At 64.5% G+C, this 1789-nt stretch carries 2 protein-coding genes; both read right to left on the bottom strand.

Annotated features, from left to right (window positions below; genetic code table 11):
• Window positions 1–1322: NADH-quinone oxidoreductase subunit L (gene nuoL, locus AC1D15_RS30200; RefSeq protein ID WP_477828926.1), on the bottom strand; the 1322-nt coding region annotated here is incomplete at its 3' end.
• Window positions 1323–1329: 7 nt separating this feature from the next.
• Window positions 1330–1656 carry an NADH-quinone oxidoreductase subunit NuoK gene (gene nuoK / locus AC1D15_RS30195; protein WP_047594472.1) on the bottom strand — a complete coding sequence of 109 codons (327 nt, stop codon included), beginning with the start codon at window positions 1654–1656 and terminating at the stop codon, window positions 1330–1332.
• Between the last annotated feature and the right edge of the window lie 133 nt (window positions 1657–1789).

Below are 1789 nucleotides of genomic sequence, written 5' to 3'. Positions count from 1 at the left end.
GAATAGAAGGCCGTCACGAACACGCCGACGATCACCGCGAAGTACGCGAAGCCGGCGCCCGGCAGGTGGCTCGCATGCACCGCCTCGATGATGCTGTCCTTCGAGTAGAAGCCCGAGAACAGCGGCGTGCCGATCAGCGCGAGCGACCCCAGCAGCGACGTGATCCACGTGATCGGCATGTACTTGCGCAGGCCGCCCATGTTGCGGATGTCCTGGTCGTGGTGCATGCCGATGATCACCGAGCCGGCCCCGAGGAACAGCAGCGCCTTGAAGAACGCGTGCGTCATCAGGTGGAACACCGCGACCGAGTAGGCCGAGGCACCCAGCGCCACCGTCATGTAGCCGAGCTGCGACAGCGTCGAGTACGCGACGACGCGCTTGATGTCGTTCTGGATGATGCCGAGGAAGCCCATGAACAGCGCGGTGATCGCACCGATCACCAGCACGAAGCTCAGCGCCACGTCGGACAGCTCGAACAGCGGCGACATGCGCGCCACCATGAAGATGCCGGCCGTCACCATCGTCGCCGCGTGGATCAGCGCGGAGATCGGCGTCGGGCCTTCCATCGAGTCGGGCAGCCACACGTGCAGCGGCACCTGCGCGCTCTTGCCCATCGCACCGATGAACAGGCAGATGCAGGCCACCGTCAGCAGCATCCACTCGGTGCCGGGGAACACGGCCTTGGCCAGTTCGGGCGCCTTCGCGAAGATCTCGCTGTAGTTCAGCGTGTTGCCGAAGGCCAGCAGCAGGCCGATGCCGAGGATGAAGCCGAAGTCGCCGACCCGGTTCACCAGGAAGGCCTTCATGTTGGCGAACACCGCCGTCGGCCGCGTGAACCAGAAGCCGATCAGCAGGTACGACACCAGGCCCACCGCCTCCCAGCCGAAGAACAGCTGCAGCATGTTGTTGCTCATCACGAGCATCAGCATCGAGAAGGTGAACAGCGAGATGTACGAGAAGAAGCGCTGGTAGCCCGGGTCTTCTTCCATGTAGCCGATGGTGTAGATGTGCACCATCAGCGACACGAAGGTCACGACGCACATCATCATCGCGGTCAGRCCGTCGACCAGGAAGCCGATCTCCATCTTCAGCGAGCCGAGCGTCATCCACTCGTAGATGGTGGCGTTGAAGCGCGCACCGTCGACGGCCACCGCCTTCAGCGTCATCGCCGAGATGATGAAGGCGATCAGCACGCCGAGGATGGTCACGGTGTGCGCGCCGCGGCGGCCCACCTGCTTGCCGAAGARCCCGGCGACGACAGCGCCGACCAGCGGTGCCAGCGGCACCGCGAGCAGCATGTTCTGGGAGAGTGTTGCGGACATGTGGTGCTCAGCCCTTCAGGGAGTCGAGCTCGTCGACGTTGATCGTCGCGCGATTGCGGAACAGCACGACCAGGATCGCCAGGCCGATCGCCGACTCGGCGGCCGCGACGGTCAGGATGAAGAACACGAACACCTGCCCCGCCATGTCGCCCAGGAAGTGGGAGAACGCGACGAAGTTCAGGTTGACCGCCAGCAGCATCAGCTCGATGGCCATCAGCAGCACGATCAGGTTCTTGCGGTTCAGGAAGATGCCGATCACCGACAGCGCGAACAGGATCGCGCCCAGCGTCAGGTAGTGGCCCAGCGTGACGGGGCCGAGGGCGAAGGCGTTCATGGCTTGGAGTCTCCGGCTGCGGGTGCGGCAGGGGGTGCAGGCGGCGGTTCCACGTCGGCGGCCATCTTGACGATGCGCACGCGGTCGGCCTTCTTCGCGCGAACCTGTTGCGACGCATCCATCGCCTTCGAAT

Source organism: Rhizobacter sp. P2_H2, from assembly GCF_056403375.1.
The sequence above is the reverse complement of the archived record's forward strand: the minus strand, read 5'-3'. Positions and strand labels throughout refer to the sequence as shown.

Coding starts and splice junctions, on each gene's coding strand:
- nuoK (WP_047594472.1), bottom strand. CDS start 1,656: ATGAACGCCTTCGCCCTCGGCCCCGTCACGCTGGGCCACTACCTGACG.